Below are 18,908 nucleotides of genomic sequence, written 5' to 3'. Positions count from 1 at the left end.
TGACCGTCGATTATTTCTGCGTAGCCGCTTTCATTGGCGTAACAAACTCCGCAAGGGCTTTAAGCATTGCTTCTGGTTGTTCAACGTTGTTTTCAATGATTTTAACTACGGCTGAGCCTGAGATCGCACCGGCAGCGCCAGCTTCGATGGCTTCTTTAACTTGCTCAGGAGCAGAGATACCGAAACCAAGCAGTGCTGGTGGCGCATCAAACTTGTTCAAACGATCAAGTAAGGCAGTCACAGGCATGTTTGCTTTTGTTTCTGCACCCGTTACGCCTGAGCGAGAAAGTAGGTATGTGTAACCGCCACCTAGCTCAGAAACTGATTGAAGTGTTTCATCGCTTGCTGTTGGTGGAGCAATAAAGATTGGGTGAACACCAAACTTCTTCGCAGCAGCAACAAACTCGCCACTCTCGTTGGTTGGTACATCAGCAATCAATACTGAATCGATACCTGCTTTTGCGCAGCGTTCGTAAAAATTTTCTATACCACGTGCGTAAACCAAGTTTGCGTACATCAGTAGGCCGATTGGTAGCTCTGGGTATTTAGCGCGAATTTGACCAATAAGATCAAAACACACATCTGGCGTTACTTTAGAATCTAAAGCACGAATGTTTGCGCCTTGGATTGTTGGGCCATCTGCAAGCGGATCTGAGAATGGGATACCAAGCTCAAGTGCATCTGCACCCGCTTCAACTAAGGTTTCCATGATCTTAAGAGACTGCTCAGGGTTAGGATCGCCAACCGTTACGAATGGTACAAATGCGCCCTGATTCTTTTCAGCTAAGCGAGTGAAGAGTGATTGATAGCGATCCATTATAATGCTCCTTTCTCTTTAAGAATGTCGTGTACAGAGAAAATGTCTTTGTCACCACGACCAGATAAGTTAACGACTAATAGCTGTTCTTTCTCTGGGTCGTCGTGAGCCATTTTAACTGCATGAGCCAAAGCATGAGATGACTCTAGCGCTGCAATAATACCTTCTTTACGTGCAATCAATTGGAACGCTTCTAGCGCTTCATCATCGGTCACGTTGTCGTATTCAGCACGGCCAATGGCATTTAGGTGCGCGTGTTGAGGACCAACTGATGGGAAATCTAGACCCGCAGATACAGAGTAAGACTCTTCGACTTGGCCGTTCTCATCTTGCATCAGTGGGGCTTTCATACCGAAGAAAATACCGGTTTTACCGTGTTTAAGCGGCGCGCCGTGTTGGTCAGTATCAATACCTTTACCAGCAGGCTCTACACCGATCAGGCGAACAGACTCTTCTTCAATGAAATCAGCGAACATGCCGATAGCGTTTGAACCACCGCCAACACAAGCGATAACGGCATCAGGAAGGCGACCTTCACGAGCTAGAATTTGGTTTTTCGTTTCTTCACCGATCATGCGTTGGAAATCACGAACAATCGTTGGGAATGGGTGAGGGCCAGCCGCAGTACCCAGAAGGTAGTGCGCGTCTTCATAAGTTGCAGACCAGTCACGTAGTGCTTCATTACATGCATCTTTTAGCGTTGAAGAGCCAGAATGAACAGGAATAACCTCTGCGCCCATTAGCTTCATGCGGAATACGTTCGGGCTTTGACGCTCAACGTCTTTTGCACCCATGTAAACGCGACACTTAAGGCCTAGTAGAGCACACGCTAGAGCAGTGGCAACACCGTGTTGGCCTGCGCCTGTTTCAGCGATGATTTCTTGCTTACCCATACGTTTTGCTAGCAGCGCTTGACCAAGTACTTGGTTTGTCTTGTGAGCACCGCCGTGAAGTAGATCTTCACGCTTTAGGTACAGTTTAGTTTTTGTACCTTTAGTCAGGTTACGCGTTAGCGTTAGTGCCGTTGGACGACCTGCGTACTCTTGCAGAAGCGTCATGAATTCACTGCGGAACTCAGGATCGGCTTGTGCATCGATAAATGCTTGTTCTAGTTGGTCTAGTGCTGGCACTAGGATCTGCGGTACGTATTGACCACCGTATTCACCGAAGTAGGCATCGAGTTTAGCCATTGTGTTATTCCTTCAATTCTATTGATGTGTCTTCACACCAAGTCATTTAATCTTGTTTGAGCTTCGCTAAAGCAAAGCTCACAAATATGTTTTTAATTTCTGCTTTCTAATTCCTAGAGTCGAGCTTGGACTAGTAATTACGAATCGCTGCAAAAGCGCGTTGCAGTTTGTCTGCGTCTTTTTTACCTGGAGCTGATTCAACGCCAGAGTTTAGGTCTAATCCTAAACAACCCAACTTAGCCGCTTGGTTAGCGTTTTCTGGGTTTAGGCCACCCGCCAACATGATTGCGCTTTGGTCGTTGATTAGGCTCCAATCGAACGCTTGGCCTGTACCACCCGTTTGAGAACCCACTTTAGTATCTAGTAGGTGACGAGTCACGTTGCTTTTCAGTAATTCTGGTAGCGCGCTTTTAGCACCGTTTTCATCACCAGAAGCCACACCGTAAGCTTTCCAAATCTCAACGCTTTCAGGCAGTGATTGTTTTAACTCATCGACAAATGCTTGAGACTCATCACCGTGCAGTTGTACAGCAAATAGGCCTAGCTCAGATACCGTTTTCGTAACGTCTGCTACGCTGTGGTTTTGGAACACACCCACGTAGTTCAGCGGTGCGCCGCTCATGGTTAAACGAGCCGCTTCGATATCAACATGACGCTTAGACGCTTCAACGAAAATCAGACCACCGAATACCGCACCAGCTTGATACGCTTTCGCGGCATCATCAGAGTGAGTTAAACCACACACCTTGTTTTCACCGAGTGTTACTTTACGCACCGCAAGCTCTAGGTTTTTTTCAGCCATAAGAGAGCTGCCGATTAGGAAGCCATCTGCAAACGTTGAAAGGTCACGAACTTGTTGATGTGTGTAGATGCCAGACTCTGAAATCACGACTGCGTTTGGAGCCAGTTCGCGAATCAGCGGGGCCAACTCTTTAGTACGGTTCAGATCCGTCGAAAGGTCACGTAGGTTACGGTTATTAATACCGATCACTTTTGCTTTTAAAGCGACTGCGCGGTGAAGCTCTTCTTCGTTACTGACTTCGGTTAGTACACCCATATCTAGAGAGTGAGCAACTTCAGCAAGTGCTTGGTACTCTTCGTCATCTAATACCGATAGCATCAACAAGATAGCATCTGCAGAGTAGTGACGAGCTAAGTAAACTTGGTAGGTATCAACCATGAAGTCTTTACACAGGATAGGCTGCTTAGCAATGCTGCGAACCTTAGGTAAAAACTCAAAGTCACCTTGGAAATACTTCTCGTCTGTCAGTACTGAAATGGCGTTGGCGTGGTTGTTGTACACCGATGCAATGTAGTCCAAATCAAACTCGTCACGGATTAAACCTTTTGACGGAGAGGCCTTCTTACATTCAGTGATGAAAACCGTTTGTTCGCCGCTCAGTGCATCATAAAAGCTGCGGTCTGTTGCGGTTAACGATGCTTTAAACTCGTCCAGTGGTTGGGTCTGCTTACGCGCTTCAACCCATTGGTATTTATCACGAACGATTTTTGCTAGTACTTCCGCCATTTCAGCTTCTTTGACTGAAACGTGGGTCGACAATTTATCGGTAGTCTGTGTCATGTTCTTTGTCTCAATTCGTCGTTCGTTAGGCGTGTGCAGCAAGCTTTTGTACAAGCTCGTATGCTTTGCCAGAGTTCATCGCGTCAATTGCTTGTTGTGCGTTAGCTTTTAGGTCTTCGTGACCAAATAGACGCATCAATAGAGCAACGTTCACGGCTACTGCGCCAACTTGGGCTTCAGTGCCTTTACCCGTTAGGATATCGGTTGTGATGGCTTTATTCTCTTCTGGCTCGCCGCCCTTGATTGCTTCAAGAGGGTGAGTGTTCAAACCAAAGTCTGCCGGTGTGACTGTGTATTCGTGAATGGCGCCGTCTTTGATTTCAGCAATGATGGTTTCGCCGTGAATAGCCACTTCATCAAGGCCGCTACCGTGCACAACGGCAGCACGCTTCATGCCCATTTGCAGCATGGTTTCCGCGATAGGGCGTACTAGCTCTTTGCTGTAAACACCCATTAGCTCGATGTTAGGGCGAGCAGGGTTAATCAGTGGGCCAAGGATGTTGAAGATAGTACGTGTTTTCATAGTTTGACGAACAGGCATCGCGTGACGCACGCCACCGTGGTATTGCGGAGCAAATAGGAATGCTACGCCAAGCTCATCGACTGCCGTACGAGTGTCTTCCGCGGTCATCGCTAGGTTGATGCCAAACGAATCCAGTAGGTCAGAAGAGCCTGATTTGCTCGATACACTGCGGTTACCGTGCTTCGCGACTTTTAAGCCACACGCTGCTGCTACAAATGCAGAAGTTGTAGAAATGTTGATGGTGTTGTGACCATCGCCACCTGTACCTACGATGTCTGCGAAATCGTAATCAGGGCGTGGGAACGGGTTTGCATTGGCAAGCAGTGCTTTCGCCGCGCCAGCGATCTCATCAGGCGTTTCGCCTTTGATTTTCAATGCAGTCAGAGCAGAAGCCATCAAGATTGGGTCTAGCTCACCCTTAATGATCACATCAAATAACTGTTGGCTTTCTTCTTGAGTAAGAGACTGCTGTTCGTAAAGTTTACTAATCTGTTCCATGATTTCGTCCTATTTTCCTGTCTTCTCAAGGGGAGAGCTTTTCTCTAAATGAATAGGTTTCTCAAGAGCCCATTCGATAGCGTTTGCTAGAAGCGTTGCACCGTAGGTCGTCATAATTGATTCAGGGTGGAATTGGAATCCACACACCTTGTCTTGTTCTTGAACCACAGACATTACCAAATCATCGACTTCAGCGGTCACTGTTAAGCTATCAGATACATGCGTTGCTACTAAAGAGTGGTAGCGAGCGATAGCCAGTGGCGAAGGTAAGCCTTGGTAAGTCGCATGATTTTGGTGTTCCATCATCGACACCTTACCATGAATGATTTCGCCAGCGCCTGCAACGGTGCCACCGTAGGCTTCAACAATCGCTTGGTGGCCTAAGCAAATACCAATCATTGGCACTTTGCCTTTTAGTAGCTGAATCAGCTCAGGCATGCAGCCCGCATCAGCCGGAGCGCCTGGGCCTGGCGAGAGCAATGCAACAGGGTTGTCTAGTTCATTGATCGCCGCTTCAACTACCTTTGCAGGAATGTTGTTACGGTAAATTTTCACGCTGTGACCTAATGAACGGAACTGGTCTACAAGGTTGTAAGTGAACGAGTCGAAGTTATCGATGAATACAATATCAGCCATGATTACGACTCCTTCTTAGTTGTTAGGTTTTTAGTATGAGCTGCTTGAATCGCAGAGATGACCGCTTGAGCTTTGCCGCGAGTTTCATCTGCTTCTGCTTGTGGGTCTGAGTCGAATACCACACCTGCGCCCGCTTGTACTTGTGCCACGCCATCTTCAACGTAAGCAGAGCGAATCACGATACAAGTATCTAACGTGCCTTCACCAGTTAGGTAACCAACTGCACCGCCGTAGCTACCACGACGTGTTTTTTCTACGTCACGGATAAGCTGCATAGCGCGGATTTTTGGTGCACCCGTTAGCGTACCCATGTTCATACAAGCTTGGTAAGCGTGTAGGGCATCTAAGTCTTCACGTAGTTGACCAACCACACGAGAAACCAAGTGCATTACATGACTGTAGCGATCAACTTTCAGCAAGTCTGCTACGTGGCGAGTGCCAGCTTCGGCAATACGTGCCACATCGTTACGCGCTAGGTCGACCAGCATCATGTGCTCCGCGTTTTCTTTCTTGTCGGTACGCAGTTCAAGTTCGATGCGGCTATCTAGGTCGAAATCAATTTGCCCATTCGGGCGCTTACCACGACGACGAGTACCAGCAATTGGGTAAATCTCGATTTGGTTGGTTTCAGTTTCGTACTTCAGCGCGCTTTCTGGAGATGCACCAAACAGAGTAAACAGCTCATCTTGCATATAGAACATGTAAGGGCTTGGGTTACTTTGCTTGAGTTCTTTGTAAGCCGCCAGTGGAGCAGGGCAAGGTAGCGTGAAGCGACGTGAAGGTACCACTTGGAATACATCGCCTTTAACGACGTATTCTTTTAAATCACGAACCGTTTGGCAGAAGTCTTCATCTGAAACGCTTGGTACAGCGTCAACATTGTCGAGCGGCGTTACTTCGGTGATGGCTTTCAATGACTGACACTGTGTTTGAATGTCGGCTAGGCGCTTAGTTAATTGCGCTTTAATGGTTTCATCTTGAGCGAACAAGCTCGCGTGAAGTAGGCCTTCGTTTTCTTGGTGGTCGAAACGTAATAGAGTCTCGGCAACGTAGAAAACAAAGTCAGGACAATTGTTGGTTGCTTCAGCATCGCCTAGCGGTTCAAAGTTCGCCACGATGTCGTAAGCGAATAGGCCAGCCATGAATAACGCGTGTTTGTTATTCGCGTCTTGCTCAAAGCTATGCTGAACCAAACGCAGTGCATCGAATGAAGACGCTTCTCTTAAACGTGAATCTTCGTCTAATTCGTTGCTTGGTTCGACAAAAGTCAGCGTCAATACGTTATCCGTAAGGTCAGATTTTATCTCTGTTTTAACGTTTTGAGCTAGGTGTTCGATTAGCGCTTGACCATTTTGAGTCAACGCTTGAAAGGTTACTTCATGTCCGCGACATACGATGCGAACAGCAGAGTCGATAAGGAGTAGGCTTGTCAGGTTCTGTTTAGATTCAATCTCAGCAGATTCCAACAACAGACTGTCTGTTTTGTTTTCACACAGAGTATGAAAAACACTGGTTGGATCTTGCGAGTAAGGAACGGAAGAATTGATGACCTCAATGGTTCCCAGCTTTTTGATTTCAATGGCCTTGTTCACAAGACCTCCTTTATGATTCTTTAAATTTCCTGCCGTACATAGTCGCATAAAGATACCTTTCACCCAATCTAGAATATGGTCAATTCGTTGATTTGTTGGTCAGTTGAATGTGAGATGTTCGACAAATTAAAAAGCCCGCTATGAAAGCGGGCTTAGTGATAACTTTTTTATAAACAAACTGTTTAATTAGAAGTACACGTTAGCCCACCAAGAACTTGTCCAAGTGCGCCACCAATTAAGCTCTGAACTTGCTTCTACTGAAGAAAGTTCTAAAACTTTATCTTTATGGTTTTGGTTAAATTCTTGTAACATAGTGAACCTATCAAATGTGATACTTCGTATTTGTGTACTAGTTAACTAGTTTTGTGCTTGCAGGTCAAGTGCGTTGACACAAATATAACGATAAAAATTGAAAACAATGAAAAAGAATATATGAGAATTGATCTACATAGTCATACAACAGCCTCAGATGGCCGACTTACTCCACCTGAACTGATTGACCGAGCGCTAGGCTTTAACATCGAAGCGTTAGCGATTACAGATCATGATACGACTGATGGACTTGCAGAAGCACGCAGCTATATTGCTGATAACAATCTTCCTATTCAGTTGATTAACGGCATCGAGATCTCAACCGTTTGGCAAAACAAAGATATCCATATTGTTGGGTTAAACGTCGATCCTGAATCACCAGAATTGAAAGCGTTAATTGAACAACAGAAGCAACACCGTGTCGGACGTGCAGAGATGATTGCTCAACGTCTTGAGAAAGCGACTCGTGAAGGTGTGTTAGAAGAGGTTAAGTTGATTGCAGGTGATGCACCAATTACTCGAGCTCACTTTGCGAAATGGTTAGTCGACAATGGCTACGCGAAAACCATGCAGCAGGTGTTTAAAAAGTTTCTTACGCGCAATAACCCAGGCTATGTGCCGCCAACATGGTGCTCAATGAGTGATGCTGTCACGGCTATTCATGCTGCTGGTGGTCAAGCGGTATTAGCTCACCCTGCGCGATATGGCCTTACTGCCAAGTGGGTTAAACGCCTTCTCGCTGCATTTGTTGAAGCAAATGGTGACGCTATGGAAGTGGCTCAACCTCAGCAAGCACAACAAGAAAGACGCACACTTGCGGATTATGCTATACAATACAAACTATTAGCCTCCCAAGGCAGCGACTTCCATTACCCATCCCCATGGATGGAACTTGGACGTAATCTCTGGCTACCTTCTGGGGTCGAAGAAGTATGGAAAGATTGGGAGTTTCAAACGGTTTCACCATCTGAATAGTCTTTAGGTGAACCAGCTCCTTCTGATGATAGAGTCGAGAGATTCGATAACGAGGATCAACAATGAGCCAGTTTTTTTATGTACACCCAGATAACCCACAAGCGCGCTTAATTACTCAAGCGGTTGCGATTATTCGCAATGGCGGCGTTGTGGTTTATCCAACAGATTCAGGTTATGCACTGGGTTGTCAGCTTGAAAATAAACAAGCACTCGAACGCATCTGTAAAATTCGTCGAATCGATGATAAGCACAATTTCACTTTGTTATGCCGTGACCTTTCTGAGTTGTCACTGTATGCACGAGTAGATAACGTGGCTTTCCGTTTACTTAAGGCGCACACGCCAGGTGCTTACACGTTTATTTTCAAAGCAACAAAAGAAGTGCCAAAGCGTTTGATGAACGCTAAGCGTAGAACGATCGGTATTCGTGTACCGGACAACAAAATTGCCCTAGATCTTCTAGAAGCAATGGGCGAGCCATTGATGTCGACGTCTCTGATTCTTCCGGGTAACGAGACCACTGAATCGGATCCTGAAGAAATTCGTGACAGCCTAGAGCATGCGGTTGATGTCATTTTGAATGGCGGCTACTTAGGTGAACAACCAACCACGGTTATTGACTTCAGTGACGATGACGCCGTTGTTTTACGTCGTGGTGCCGGTGATCCAGCACCGTTTGAATAATAGCGTTACTGATTAACAGTCTGTAACGAAACAGCAAACCTGCCAGAGTAAATAACAAGTGCTTTTTGGCAGGTTATTTGCGATAATACGCGACCGCGATTTGGTCGCGAAAAATTCATTCGACGTCTGTGAAGACGACAATTAGGTAGAAAAGAGTAAATGAGCGAAAAATTACAGAAGGTTTTAGCGCGAGCTGGTCACGGTTCTCGTCGTGAACTAGAAGGTTTAATCAAATCTGGTCGTGTAAGTGTTAACGGTCAAGTTGCGAAATTGGGTGAGCGTCTTGAAGACGAGAACTCAGTGATCCGTATCGATGGCCACACTATTACAGGCAAAGCCTCTGAAGAAGTGGTTTGTCGTGTACTTGCTTACTACAAACCTGAAGGTGAGCTTTGTACTCGTCACGATCCTGAAGGTCGCCGTACTGTTTTCGATCGTCTACCTAAGATCCGTGGTTCTCGTTGGATTTCAGTTGGTCGTCTTGATGCAAACACATCTGGCCTACTGTTGTTCACAACCGATGGTGAACTAGCAAACCGCCTAATGCACCCAAGCCGTCAGGTTGAGCGTGAGTACCTAGTACGTGTATTTGGTGAAGTAACCGAGCAAAAAGTTAAGAACGTGACTCGTGGCGTTCAACTTGAAGATGGTATGGCTCGTTTCGAAGATGTGGTTTACGCTGGCGGTGAAGGTATGAACCATACTTTCTACGTAGCAATTAACGAAGGTCGTAACCGTGAGGTTCGTCGTCTTTGGGAATCACAAGAAACAACAGTAAGCCGTCTGAAACGTGTACGTTACGGTGATATCTACCTTGATAAGAAACTGCCTCGTGGCGGTTGGAAAGAGCTAGATCTTCAAGAAGTAAACTACTTGCGTGAGCTTGTTGAACTTCAGCCAGAAAAAGAGACACTGTTGGATCTTGATCCTGCAAACACTTCTCGTAAGCGTGAGCGTTCTCGCAGCCAGAAAATTCGTCGTGCTGTTAAACGTCACGAAGAGCGCGCAAATGCTCCTAAAGGCCGTAGCAACCAGACTAAGCGTAAGAAGCCTGCAACTCGCGGTACTACAACACCTGATTCAGGTCGTAGTGCTCCAGCGACCAATGGTAAACCTCAGTCTACCAAAAAGCCTAAACTGAACAACGGACGCCCGGCTAAACCGGCTAAGCCAAGATCACGTAAGTAATTACGTGGATTCTGAAGCTTAATCCAACGTTTCGAATACAAAAAAAACCTGCTAATTTAGCAGGTTTTTTTATGTCTTGAATATGGCGCAGTTCAAATCATGTGGAAGTGCTTGATCAGGTAGAAGTGCCCAGCCAACTCGGCTGACTCGCTACGATTGATATTAGGTCACTTTCAAATGATTCGAGAAGTTGTCACCCTTTGCCATGCGGTCATACAAAATAACATTGACCGCGGCAGCAAGGTTCATGCAGCCATTAGTCGGGACGTAGATGGTTTCACGACAAAAATCCGTGATCTCTTTTTTCAGAGTCCCATCTTCAGGGCCGAAGATATAAAAAGCACGAGGTGGGTGCTTATAATCAGGTAGAGGTTTAGCGCCTTCTATCAAATCAACCGCGATGGGCACGCAGCCAACAGGAATAATATCTTTAAGATCTTCAACACCAATCAAAGGCAACTCAAGATGCTTTTCTTTGGTGTCGGTATGAAATTGTCGAGCGTGGTCATAACGGGTGCCAGTATAAAATACAGAGTTTGCTCCGTAGCAACCAGCTGCTCGCATTACTGAGCCAACATTTTCAGGGGTTTTGGGATTTACTAATCCAACACAGGCATAGCCTTTGGATAGGGTATCTGTCTTTGCTTTGGTCATAATTTTGTAGAGTTGCAGTTTGGTAAAGTGATGAGGCTATGAAGTCGTAAGAAAACCAGCTCAGTACTCTGAGCTGGTTTAAGAAGAGCCTAGTCGCGTTTCCACAACATGTGACAGAACTTGTGTTCAGGGTCACGGCTGATCAGTAGACGAGCGAATACGTCATCTAAGACATCATCAGCTTCATTTACAAGACCAATGCGTACTTCAGCGTAGATCTCTTTGTCGACTTCAAAGCCAACATGTTCAACCCAATCGTCACCAGTTTCAACAAGTTCTGCAGCGCCACGATCTTCAAACTGAGCGGTGAATAAGATCACGTCTGCAGGTTCAAGATTATCAGCAGCCATCTCTAGAAAGATGTCGTATGCAGTGTCAATTGCGTCGTCGTAAGACATTAGGTCGTTAGCTTCGGTCATAATCAGTATCTTAGCTTGCGCGGTTCATGTATTTGCGTTCAGCTGTGTTCACAACAACTTTGTCGCCAGTTGCAATGTACTCAGGAACTTGAACAGTAAGGCCTGTAGACAGACGAGCTGGCTTAGTACGAGCTGAAGCAGAAGCACCTTTGATTGAAGGGTCTGTCTCTTCGATTACTAGCTCAACTGAAGTTGGTAGCTCAAGAGTCGCCGCAGTACCGTCGATAAGAATCGCGTACATACCTTGCGTATCTTCGTTGATGAACAGCAGTTCGTCTTCGATCATTTCACCGTTGAAGATGAATTGTGTGTAATCTTCGTTATCCATGAAGATGTACTCGTTGCCATCAACGTAAGAGAACATCACCGCACGCTTAGTTACGTCGATCGTTTCAACGATTTCGTCAGCCTTGTGACGAACTTCTGTTTTAACGCCAGTTGCTACATCGTGACCACGGAAGCGGTAAATCTTTTGACCGCCACGGCCACCTGGTGTTGTTACTTCGATATCTTTAACTAGTACTGTTTTGCCATCAACATTGATCGCAAAACCTTTTTTAATCTCACTTGCTCTAGGCATTTTGTGTTTGTCCTTATTGGGTCTATCCGGTGATTATATCTCGTAGACGCTATAAATAGGAATAGCTTGAATCATAAAGTCACCTAAGCGATCATAGAGAGACAGTTAAATCATTATTTTATTTACCGAAACGACCTATGCAGCTACCTGTTATTGACCCAACACAGCCATTTCAACCTGAATTTCAACCTGTGGTTAACGATCTGATTACCTTTCTAAAAGGTGGGTTAGGTTCTAATCTGCACAGTGTCTATGTTTATGGCAGTGTGGCACGCAAGCAAGCCGTTGTCGGTCGCTCGAATCTAGATGTGGTTGTGGTTACTCGTCGTTCTTTCCCAGACCAACGAACCACGCTGCTGAATACCATTAAATGGCGCTTCCAAAAGAGCTTCCCTCAGGTCACACAAGTGGCGATCAAAACTACCTTGGTGAGCGAGATAGTTGATTTTGACAACATCTTTACGTGGGGCTTTATGCTCAAGCATTTAGCTGTGTGCGTGCATGGTGAAGACTTATCTGATTGTTATGGTGATTTTGAAACAAGTTGGGAAATCGCTAAGCACTGGAATATGGATGCGGAAAACTGGTTAGCGGTGTATCGCAATAAGATCGCCCGAGCAACAACACCAGAGCAGCAAGTCGCCGCGCAGGTGATTATTGCCAAGAAGCTTCTGCGAGCCAGTTATTCTTTGGTTATGTACCGAGACAAGAACTGGTTCGATGCGCCTATGGAGTGCGGTCAACAGTTCTTGAGATATCATCCAGAGAAAGAAGTCGAGATTCAAAGATTGGGTATTTTGCTGTCTGGGCGTGCGATTCCTAAACGTTCAGTAATAGGGATTCTTGATGGCTTTGGTGAATGGCTGGTTAAGCAGTATCAGAAAACTGAGTTTCGAATCGGATAGGGGGTCGTAAGCTATCAAGATCGTAAGCTATCCATTGATATGAAAAAGCAGAGCGAGTTAAGCACTCCTCTGCTTTTTTCGTTTTAATGGTATATCGAGTTTTAATGGTATATCGAGTTTAATGTCGCCTCTAAAGAGGATTCAATCTAGAACAGACCTAGCTGCTGGCCGCTGACTCTTTCAAAATCTAACCCTATAAATGGCAGAATCGCTTCTGCGACCGGTTTAATCTGCTTGTCGATGTAATGTTGATAATCGATACCGCTCTTCAAATACTCCTTGGGCTCGGGGCCACTCAGCGTAATCAAATATTCAATACGTCCTTTGTTTTGGTATTGAAGTGGGCGACCGAGCTGAGCATTGATCTCATCGGCTAATCTTGCTGCGCGAACCTGTGGCGGAATGTTCTTCTGGTATTCATGCAATTTACGGCGCAAGCGCTTTTGATAAACCAGTAGGTCATCGTGTTTGCCTGCGGATGTTTCATCGACAAACTGTCTAACATAATCACTTGGATCTTGGTCGTGAAAGACCATCTCATACAAGGTTTGTTGGAACTGTTGTGCGAGAGGCGTCCAATCGGTTCGTGCACTTTCAAGGCCTTTAAAAATGATCTTCTCTTGGTCACCTTGATTGATTAAGCCTGCATAACGTTTCTTCGATCCTGTCTCAGAGCCCCGAATTGTCGGCATTAGAAACTTGCGGTAATGGGTCTCGTATTCCAATTCAAGTATCGAGGTGAGGTTGTAGACCTCTTTCAGGTGATTCGTCCACCAGTCGTTGATGTAAGCCACAAGAGAGTGACCAATCTCGTCTGCTTGTTCTTGCTCAAAACTGCCATTAAGAGACACGAAAGTTGAATCGGTATCTCCGTAAATTACTTGATACCCTTTATCTTCGAGCAGAACCTTGGTTTGCTTCATGATCTCATGACCACGCATGGTGATCGATGACGCCAATCGAGTATCAAAGAAACGACAACCAGAAGAACCCAGCACACCATAGAAAGAGTTCATGATGATCTTAATCGCCTGAGAAAAAGCTTTCTCGTTATTTTTCTTTGCGACATCACGCGCTGCCCAGAGATTTTCGATCATCTCTGGTAGAAAGTGCTTAGAGCGGTGGAATTGACCGCCACGAAACCCAGCCACTGCTTGGTCTTCTTCAGAGCCTAACTCTAACTTTAGTCCTTCAATTAACCCCATCGGGTCAATTAAGAAAGAACGAATGATCGATGGGTAAAGGCTCTTAAAATCGAGTACCAACACAGAGTCATAAAGGTTGGGAATCGAATCCATCACATAACCACCGGGGCTAGCGATCCAGTTCTCAGGCTCTAAGTTCGGCGCGACGTAACCCGCTCGGTGTATCTGAGGCATGTATAAGTTAGTAAAAGCAGCGACAGAGCCGCCAACGCGATCAAGTTCAACACCAGTTAAGCGAGAACGTTCAATAGCAAAATCGAGTAGGTGAGTGTGTTCGAAGATTCGGTTTACTAGCACACAGTCTTGAAGGTTGTACTTGGCAAGTGAAGGTTTATCGAACTTAAACATTCGATTGATTTCATCCATGCGGTCATGAACATTATGAATGTCTTTGCCTTCGCCCAGTAACTCTTGTGACACGGACTCAAGAGACCATGACCTGAAATGGTAGGTTGCTGTTTTAAGCATATCGATACCATCTAAGACCACGCGACCAGGAATGGTAATGAACCCCTGCTGGTTTTGTGCGGAGCTGCGAAAGAAGCTCGGTTGATTGTCGCGACCAATACTGAGTTTCACTTCGTTCCATTCTGAACGTTTGTGCAGCAGCCTAAAGTCGAAATCAATGACATTCCAACCGATGATGATGTCTGGGTCAAACTCGGAGAACCACGCAATCATAGCTTCAAGCAGCGCTTTCTCGTTGGCAACCCATTGGATATTGGTGTCGGCTTGTTGTGGGTCGCCAATCATTATCACTCGGCTATCCATTGGACTGTCTAGGCCGATGGAATAAAGCACGCCTTTTTCCGAACACTCAATATCAAGCGAAACCACAGACAAGTTTGGCAAGTAATCGCCAGCTCGACATTTTGCGTTCGATACTCTGCGATGCTGTCTTTTTGGAGTGATAGTGCCTGTGAATTCGATACTGCCCTTGATAAAGCGCTCCATCAAGAAACGATCGGCCAGTCGAATATCACCTTCAAAGGTTTGGATCTCTTCACCGTTAAAGGCTTGAGCTAACCCGAAGCTGCTTCTCGATAAGGAAGAGTAACAAGCGGCTAAAGGGGTTTGGTCAAATGTTGCTAGCTCCAAAGGCTTTAACTGGCAATTGATAGACTCTTTCGCTGCGATAGCCTGACATGCTTCAACATCAGTTTGCGCGACAAAAAATACAGGCTTTTCATTTTGAATTGTCAGTAGAGTAGGGCCTTGAGGGGTGCTTAACCACAAGTCGATTTGTGTGCGCCCTGAAAAGTCTCTTGCTTGTCTTGTGAGTACAAAGCCTTGCTGAATATCCAATGTAGTAACCTATTGAAATTGGGAATCGAATACTACCACCTAGCGACCCTCAGCGCATAACAGGCAGCAAAAATACTAACTAAATTCTAGTTAACAGAGGCAAATAACGGGACTCTATAAGCAAATAAGTGAAATTGTCGCGAATGGCTATTCAATGGTATTGAAAATGTCTTTATCTTGTGTAATTTTATTGGGTGTTGTTTTAACTGGTTGATTTTTAGAAAAAGCTTGTTGTTTTAGTTGGCTTATTTGTTAATAAGTACTTGCTAAAGTTCGTGTTTCAGCACATATTCAACAGAGCTTTTTTTTAGTAATTAAGTTAAGATGTACTCAATGCTGCGATTCACTGTTCCTTTGTTCAATTGTTTCAAACAGATGAACAAAGGAACAGTGGTTGCAGAGCCAATTAATAGTGTGGAGATACAAGTTTGATAAATGTTTTCCTTGTAGATGATCACGAGCTGGTTCGCACAGGGATACGACGTATTATTGAAGACGTCCGTGGAATGAACGTAGCAGGGGAAGCTGAAAGCGGTGAAGATGCTGCAAAATGGTGTCGTACTAACAATACTGACGTTATTTTGATGGATATGAATATGCCTGGTATTGGTGGCTTAGAAGCAACCAAGAAAATCTTGCGTTTCAACCCTGATGTTAAAATCATCGTTTTAACTGTTCATACGGAAAATCCGTTTCCAACTAAAGTGATGCAAGCTGGAGCTGCTGGTTACCTTACTAAAGGGGCAGGTCCGGATGAAATGGTAAATGCAATTCGAGTGGTTAATAGTGGCCAACGATACATTTCACCAGAAATTGCGCAGCAGATGGCTTTGAGCCAATTCTCGCCTGCGTCTGAAAATCCATTCGCAGACTTATCTGAGCGTGAACTTCAAATCATGATGATGATTACTAAAGGTCAGAAAGTGACGGATATTTCAGAACAACTCAATCTAAGTCCTAAAACAGTCAACAGTTACCGCTACCGCTTGTTCAGTAAGCTGGATATCAGTGGCGATGTAGAGCTGACGCATTTAGCGATTAGACATGGAATGTTAGACACTGAGACCCTTTAACACTGAGATCGTATAGTGACCAACTTGTTTGACTCAGTCTCATTCCTCAAGACAGTAACAGAGCAGCCCGGCGTTTATCGAATGTATAACGCCGAGGCTGTCGTTATTTACGTCGGTAAAGCTAAGAACCTCAAAAAACGCCTTTCCAGTTATTTCCGTAAAAAAGTCGACAGTGAAAAAACACGCGCTCTAGTCAGTAATATTGACAAGATCGACGTCACTGTAACGCACACGGAAACAGAAGCGCTTATTCTTGAGCACAACTACATCAAGCAGTACTTGCCTAAATACAATGTACTTTTGCGTGATGATAAGTCGTATCCTTATATTTTTATTAGCGGTCACAAGCATCCTCGTTTGTCGATGCATCGTGGTGCTAAGAAGAAAAAGGGCGAATACTTTGGTCCTTACCCTGATTCCGGCGCTGTGCGTGAGACGCTACACCTAATCCAAAAGATTTTCCCTGCCCGTCAGTGTGAAGATACCGTTTATGCCAATAGAACGCGCCCGTGTTTGATGTATCAGATTGGCCGTTGTGCTGCGCCATGTGTCAGCTCAATCATCTCTGATGAAGAGTACAGTGAACTTATCGATTACGTTCGTCTGTTCTTGCAAGGGAAGGACAAGTTAGTCCTTGAGACGCTCATCGAAAAGATGGACACAGCAAGCCGAGAGCTTCGCTTTGAGCAAGCTGCCGCGTTCCGTGACCAAATCCAAGCGATTCGACGCGTGCAAGAACAACAATATGTATCCGACGATTCAATGGAAGATATGGACGTGTTGGGCTTTGCTCAAGAGAATGGCGTAGCGTGTATTCATATCTTGATGATTCGCCAAGGCAAGGTTTTAGGCAGTAGAAGCCATTTCCCGAAAATTCCCACCAATACGGTGCGAGAAGAGGTTTTTTCGAGCTTTTTAAGCCAATACTATCTTGCGCATAATGAAGCGAGAACCATCCCAACTCGTTTGATTCTCAATGCCGATTTGATGGAAGATATCACACCGATTCAAGAAGCCTTGTGTGAAGTGGCGGGTCGTAAGATTCACTTCAATACCAACCCTTCAGGTACTCGAGGTCGTTACCTTAAACTCTCGAATACCAATGCATTGACGGCTATTACCACCAAAATTAATCACAAGATGACCATCAACCAGCGCTTTAAAGAGCTTCAAGAAGTGTTGTCGATGGATGTGATTAAACGGATGGAATGTTTTGATATCAGTCATACCATGGGTGAAAGTACGATAGCGTCTTGTGTGGTGTTCAATCAGGAAGGCCCTGTTAAGCCGGAATACCGCCGTTACAACATCACTGGCATTACCGGTGGTGATGATTACGCGGCAATGGCTCAGGCGCTTGAGAGGCGTTACTCGAAGCAACTTGATGTCGATAAGATCCCAGACATCATTTTTATCGACGGTGGTAAAGGTCAGCTCAACCGCGCTCATGAGATCATTTCTCAATATTGGGGTGATTGGCCATTTCGACCAAGAATGATGGGTATAGCCAAAGGGGTTACGCGTAAACCGGGTTTAGAAACCTTGGTGACTCTTGAAGGCGAAGAGTTCAATTTACCCAGTGATGCGCCAGCGCTACACCTTATCCAACATATTCGTGACGAAAGCCATAATCATGCTATTGCCGGGCACAGAGCAAAACGTGGTAAAACGCGTAGAACCAGTGCACTTGAAGGAATTGAAGGGGTAGGGCCTAAGCGTCGTCAATCTTTGTTGAAATATATGGGTGGCTTACAAGAACTTAAGCGTGCAACTGTCGAAGAAATAGCCAAAGTGCCGGGCATTAGTCATTCTTTGGCAGAAAACATTTATCAAGCATTGAAACAATAGTAAAAATCCCGCACCATTAAAGCGCAATTGATAAGAGCCTAATAATATGCGTTTGAATATACCTAACATTTTGTCCTTACTGAGACTATTTTTAATCCCAGTATTCGTTGTTGTTTTTTACCTACCTTATGAATGGGCTCCTTTTGCTGCTGCAATGGTGTTTTGGGTAGCGGGTTTTACTGACTGGCTAGATGGCATGCTGGCTCGTAAACTAGGACAAACGTCTCGCTTTGGTGCCTTTATTGACCCCGTGGCGGATAAAGTGCTCGTTGCTACTGCTCTTATCTTAGTTACCGAGCACTATCACTCGATCTGGGTGACTATTCCTGCGGTGACCATGATTGGTCGTGAAATTATCATCTCGGCGCTTCGTGAATGGATGGCTGAAATCGGCAAACGTGCAAGCGTTGCGGTATCTTGGGTTGGTAAAGTGAAAACCGTTTCTCAGATGTTCGCTCTTTGGGTACTTATCTGGCGATACGACGACTGGATGGTTTGGGTGGGTTACATTGCACTCTATGTTGCAACCGTTCTTACTTACTGGTCAATGGCGCAATACTTGATGGCCGCCAAAGATGATTTGTTAGACGAAAAACACCATTGATGAAGAAGCGAGCTGAGGCTCGCTTTTTTGATCTTTAACCTAAGGTTAAATTATCAATAGTGGATATCTAATGTGATATAGATCTCCTTTGAATAGCCTGTCCACAAAGTGCTTTGCACACAAAGTCAGCTATTTAGCCTGTTTCGTATAAAATCTATTCAAACGAATTAAAAATATAAAAATAATATTGACTCAAACGCTCGAATCCGTAGAATGCATCCCGTACCCAAGAGGATGGCAATAAGCGATTCGATTGGAGTTACTAAGGCGCCTTGGCAGAGTGGCTATGCAGCGGATTGCAAATCCGTGGACCTCGGTT

18 protein-coding genes and 1 other annotated feature are annotated in these 18,908 nt (G+C 45.2%); of the genes, 7 read left to right on the top strand and 11 right to left on the bottom strand.

The annotated features are described in order from the left end of the window. Window positions 1–10: 10 nt before the first annotated feature. From trpA to ACED60_RS08095, 7 genes are all read right to left on the bottom strand, one after another. The gene (trpA, locus tag ACED60_RS08125; protein WP_135383021.1) at window positions 11–817 is read right to left on the bottom strand and encodes a tryptophan synthase subunit alpha; all 807 of its coding nucleotides are present in this window, start codon (window positions 815–817) and stop codon (window positions 11–13) included. Then, window positions 817–2,007: a tryptophan synthase subunit beta gene (gene trpB, locus ACED60_RS08120; protein WP_009848758.1), complete on the bottom strand. Its 1,191-nt coding sequence runs from the start codon at window positions 2,005–2,007 to the stop codon at window positions 817–819. Before trpB ends, trpA begins: the two co-directional genes overlap by 1 nt. Before the next feature lie 130 nt (window positions 2,008–2,137). Further along, window positions 2,138–3,589, bottom strand: coding sequence for a bifunctional indole-3-glycerol-phosphate synthase TrpC/phosphoribosylanthranilate isomerase TrpF (trpCF, locus tag ACED60_RS08115; RefSeq protein WP_371727289.1), 1,452 nt, complete (start codon window positions 3,587–3,589; stop codon window positions 2,138–2,140). Between the two features lie 25 nt (window positions 3,590–3,614). Next, window positions 3,615–4,610, bottom strand: coding sequence for an anthranilate phosphoribosyltransferase (gene trpD / locus ACED60_RS08110; RefSeq protein ID WP_371727288.1), 996 nt, complete (start codon window positions 4,608–4,610; stop codon window positions 3,615–3,617). A gap of 9 nt (window positions 4,611–4,619) precedes the next feature. Then, complete coding sequence (locus tag ACED60_RS08105; RefSeq protein ID WP_017104070.1) at window positions 4,620–5,246, bottom strand: aminodeoxychorismate/anthranilate synthase component II; 627 nt, start codon at window positions 5,244–5,246, stop codon at window positions 4,620–4,622. A 2-nt stretch (window positions 5,247–5,248) separates the two neighbouring features. Further along, the gene (locus ACED60_RS08100) at window positions 5,249–6,838 is read right to left on the bottom strand and encodes an anthranilate synthase component 1 (protein WP_371727287.1); all 1,590 of its coding nucleotides are present in this window, start codon (window positions 6,836–6,838) and stop codon (window positions 5,249–5,251) included. Window positions 6,839–6,963: 125 nt separating this feature from the next. Further along, window positions 6,964–7,078: a sequence feature (Trp leader region), on the bottom strand. Then, on the bottom strand, window positions 7,025–7,150 hold the full coding sequence (locus ACED60_RS08095) for a trp operon leader peptide (protein ID WP_009848753.1): 126 nt from the start codon (window positions 7,148–7,150) through the stop codon (window positions 7,025–7,027). Its footprint overlaps the feature before it by 54 nt. Window positions 7,151–7,270: 120 nt before the next feature. On the opposite strand from ACED60_RS08095, the gene ACED60_RS08090 reads away from it, so the two are divergent. The 3 genes from ACED60_RS08090 to rluB all read left to right on the top strand — a co-directional run bounded on the left by ACED60_RS08090 (window position 7,271) and on the right by rluB (window position 9,996). Further along, complete coding sequence (locus tag ACED60_RS08090; RefSeq protein WP_009848752.1) at window positions 7,271–8,125, top strand: PHP domain-containing protein; 855 nt, start codon at window positions 7,271–7,273, stop codon at window positions 8,123–8,125. A 62-nt stretch (window positions 8,126–8,187) separates the two neighbouring features. Continuing rightward, window positions 8,188–8,808, top strand: a complete 621-nt coding sequence (locus tag ACED60_RS08085; protein ID WP_371727286.1) for an L-threonylcarbamoyladenylate synthase — start codon at window positions 8,188–8,190, stop codon at window positions 8,806–8,808. A gap of 159 nt (window positions 8,809–8,967) precedes the next feature. After that, window positions 8,968–9,996 (top strand): 23S rRNA pseudouridine(2605) synthase RluB, encoded by a 1,029-nt coding sequence (gene rluB, locus ACED60_RS08080; RefSeq protein WP_017104066.1) that lies wholly within the window; start codon window positions 8,968–8,970, stop codon window positions 9,994–9,996. A 162-nt stretch (window positions 9,997–10,158) separates the two neighbouring features. On the opposite strand, the gene ACED60_RS08075 is transcribed toward rluB, so the two are convergent. From ACED60_RS08075 to yeiP, 3 genes are all read right to left on the bottom strand, one after another. Further along, window positions 10,159–10,650 carry an RNA methyltransferase gene (locus ACED60_RS08075; RefSeq protein ID WP_004729783.1) on the bottom strand — a complete coding sequence of 164 codons (492 nt, stop codon included), beginning with the start codon at window positions 10,648–10,650 and terminating at the stop codon, window positions 10,159–10,161. Between the two features lie 89 nt (window positions 10,651–10,739). Next, window positions 10,740–11,069 carry an HI1450 family dsDNA-mimic protein gene (locus ACED60_RS08070; RefSeq protein WP_012604336.1) on the bottom strand — a complete coding sequence of 110 codons (330 nt, stop codon included), beginning with the start codon at window positions 11,067–11,069 and terminating at the stop codon, window positions 10,740–10,742. Window positions 11,070–11,079: 10 nt separating this feature from the next. Further along, window positions 11,080–11,649 carry an elongation factor P-like protein YeiP gene (gene yeiP, locus ACED60_RS08065; RefSeq protein ID WP_009848748.1) on the bottom strand — a complete coding sequence of 190 codons (570 nt, stop codon included), beginning with the start codon at window positions 11,647–11,649 and terminating at the stop codon, window positions 11,080–11,082. A 137-nt stretch (window positions 11,650–11,786) separates the two neighbouring features. On the opposite strand from yeiP, the gene ACED60_RS08060 reads away from it, so the two are divergent. Beyond that, a complete protein-coding gene (locus tag ACED60_RS08060) occupies window positions 11,787–12,554 on the top strand; it encodes a nucleotidyltransferase domain-containing protein (RefSeq protein WP_371727285.1) in 768 nt (255 codons plus the stop codon). 146 nt (window positions 12,555–12,700) lie between these two features. Here ACED60_RS08060 and ACED60_RS08055 read toward each other — a convergent pair whose 3' ends face one another. Beyond that, window positions 12,701–15,064: a DNA polymerase II gene (locus ACED60_RS08055; protein ID WP_371727284.1), complete on the bottom strand. Its 2,364-nt coding sequence runs from the start codon at window positions 15,062–15,064 to the stop codon at window positions 12,701–12,703. A 428-nt stretch (window positions 15,065–15,492) separates the two neighbouring features. Between ACED60_RS08055 and uvrY the strand changes: the two genes are divergently transcribed. From uvrY to pgsA, 3 genes are read left to right on the top strand one after another with little or no spacing between them, the layout of a single operon-like run. Further along, window positions 15,493–16,137, top strand: coding sequence for a UvrY/SirA/GacA family response regulator transcription factor (gene uvrY / locus ACED60_RS08050; protein ID WP_004729778.1), 645 nt, complete (start codon window positions 15,493–15,495; stop codon window positions 16,135–16,137). A 15-nt stretch (window positions 16,138–16,152) separates the two neighbouring features. After that, on the top strand, window positions 16,153–17,985 hold the full coding sequence (uvrC, locus tag ACED60_RS08045) for an excinuclease ABC subunit UvrC (protein ID WP_017098191.1): 1,833 nt from the start codon (window positions 16,153–16,155) through the stop codon (window positions 17,983–17,985). A gap of 46 nt (window positions 17,986–18,031) precedes the next feature. Beyond that, window positions 18,032–18,589 (top strand): CDP-diacylglycerol--glycerol-3-phosphate 3-phosphatidyltransferase, encoded by a 558-nt coding sequence (gene pgsA, locus ACED60_RS08040; protein WP_012604331.1) that lies wholly within the window; start codon window positions 18,032–18,034, stop codon window positions 18,587–18,589. Window positions 18,590–18,908: the final 319 nt, after the last annotated feature.

The sequence above is a fragment of the Vibrio sp. 1F279 genome, from assembly GCF_041439815.1.
Lineage (GTDB): Bacteria > Pseudomonadota > Gammaproteobacteria > Enterobacterales > Vibrionaceae > Vibrio > Vibrio tasmaniensis_A.
Note: the sequence above shows the minus strand (reverse complement) of the source record. Positions and strands in the feature narration are given on the sequence as shown.

Bases quoted from the DNA above. Each gene is read 5' to 3' on its own strand.
- trpA (WP_135383021.1), bottom strand. From the start codon at position 817: ATGGATCGCTATCAATCACTCTTCACTCGCTTAGCTGAAAAGAATCAG.
- trpB (WP_009848758.1), bottom strand. From the start codon at position 2,007: ATGGCTAAACTCGATGCCTACTTCGGTGAATACGGTGGTCAATACGTA.
- trpCF (WP_371727289.1), bottom strand. From the start codon at position 3,589: ATGACACAGACTACCGATAAATTGTCGACCCACGTTTCAGTCAAAGAA.
- trpD (WP_371727288.1), bottom strand. From the start codon at position 4,610: ATGGAACAGATTAGTAAACTTTACGAACAGCAGTCTCTTACTCAAGAA.
- ACED60_RS08105 (WP_017104070.1), bottom strand. From the start codon at position 5,246: ATGGCTGATATTGTATTCATCGATAACTTCGACTCGTTCACTTACAAC.
- ACED60_RS08095 (WP_009848753.1), bottom strand. From the start codon at position 7,150: ATGTTACAAGAATTTAACCAAAACCATAAAGATAAAGTTTTAGAACTT.
- ACED60_RS08090 (WP_009848752.1), top strand. From the start codon at position 7,271: ATGAGAATTGATCTACATAGTCATACAACAGCCTCAGATGGCCGACTT.
- ACED60_RS08085 (WP_371727286.1), top strand. From the start codon at position 8,188: ATGAGCCAGTTTTTTTATGTACACCCAGATAACCCACAAGCGCGCTTA.
- rluB (WP_017104066.1), top strand. From the start codon at position 8,968: ATGAGCGAAAAATTACAGAAGGTTTTAGCGCGAGCTGGTCACGGTTCT.
- ACED60_RS08075 (WP_004729783.1), bottom strand. From the start codon at position 10,650: ATGACCAAAGCAAAGACAGATACCCTATCCAAAGGCTATGCCTGTGTT.
- ACED60_RS08070 (WP_012604336.1), bottom strand. From the start codon at position 11,069: ATGACCGAAGCTAACGACCTAATGTCTTACGACGACGCAATTGACACT.
- yeiP (WP_009848748.1), bottom strand. From the start codon at position 11,649: ATGCCTAGAGCAAGTGAGATTAAAAAAGGTTTTGCGATCAATGTTGAT.
- ACED60_RS08060 (WP_371727285.1), top strand. From the start codon at position 11,787: ATGCAGCTACCTGTTATTGACCCAACACAGCCATTTCAACCTGAATTT.
- pgsA (WP_012604331.1), top strand. From the start codon at position 18,032: ATGCGTTTGAATATACCTAACATTTTGTCCTTACTGAGACTATTTTTA.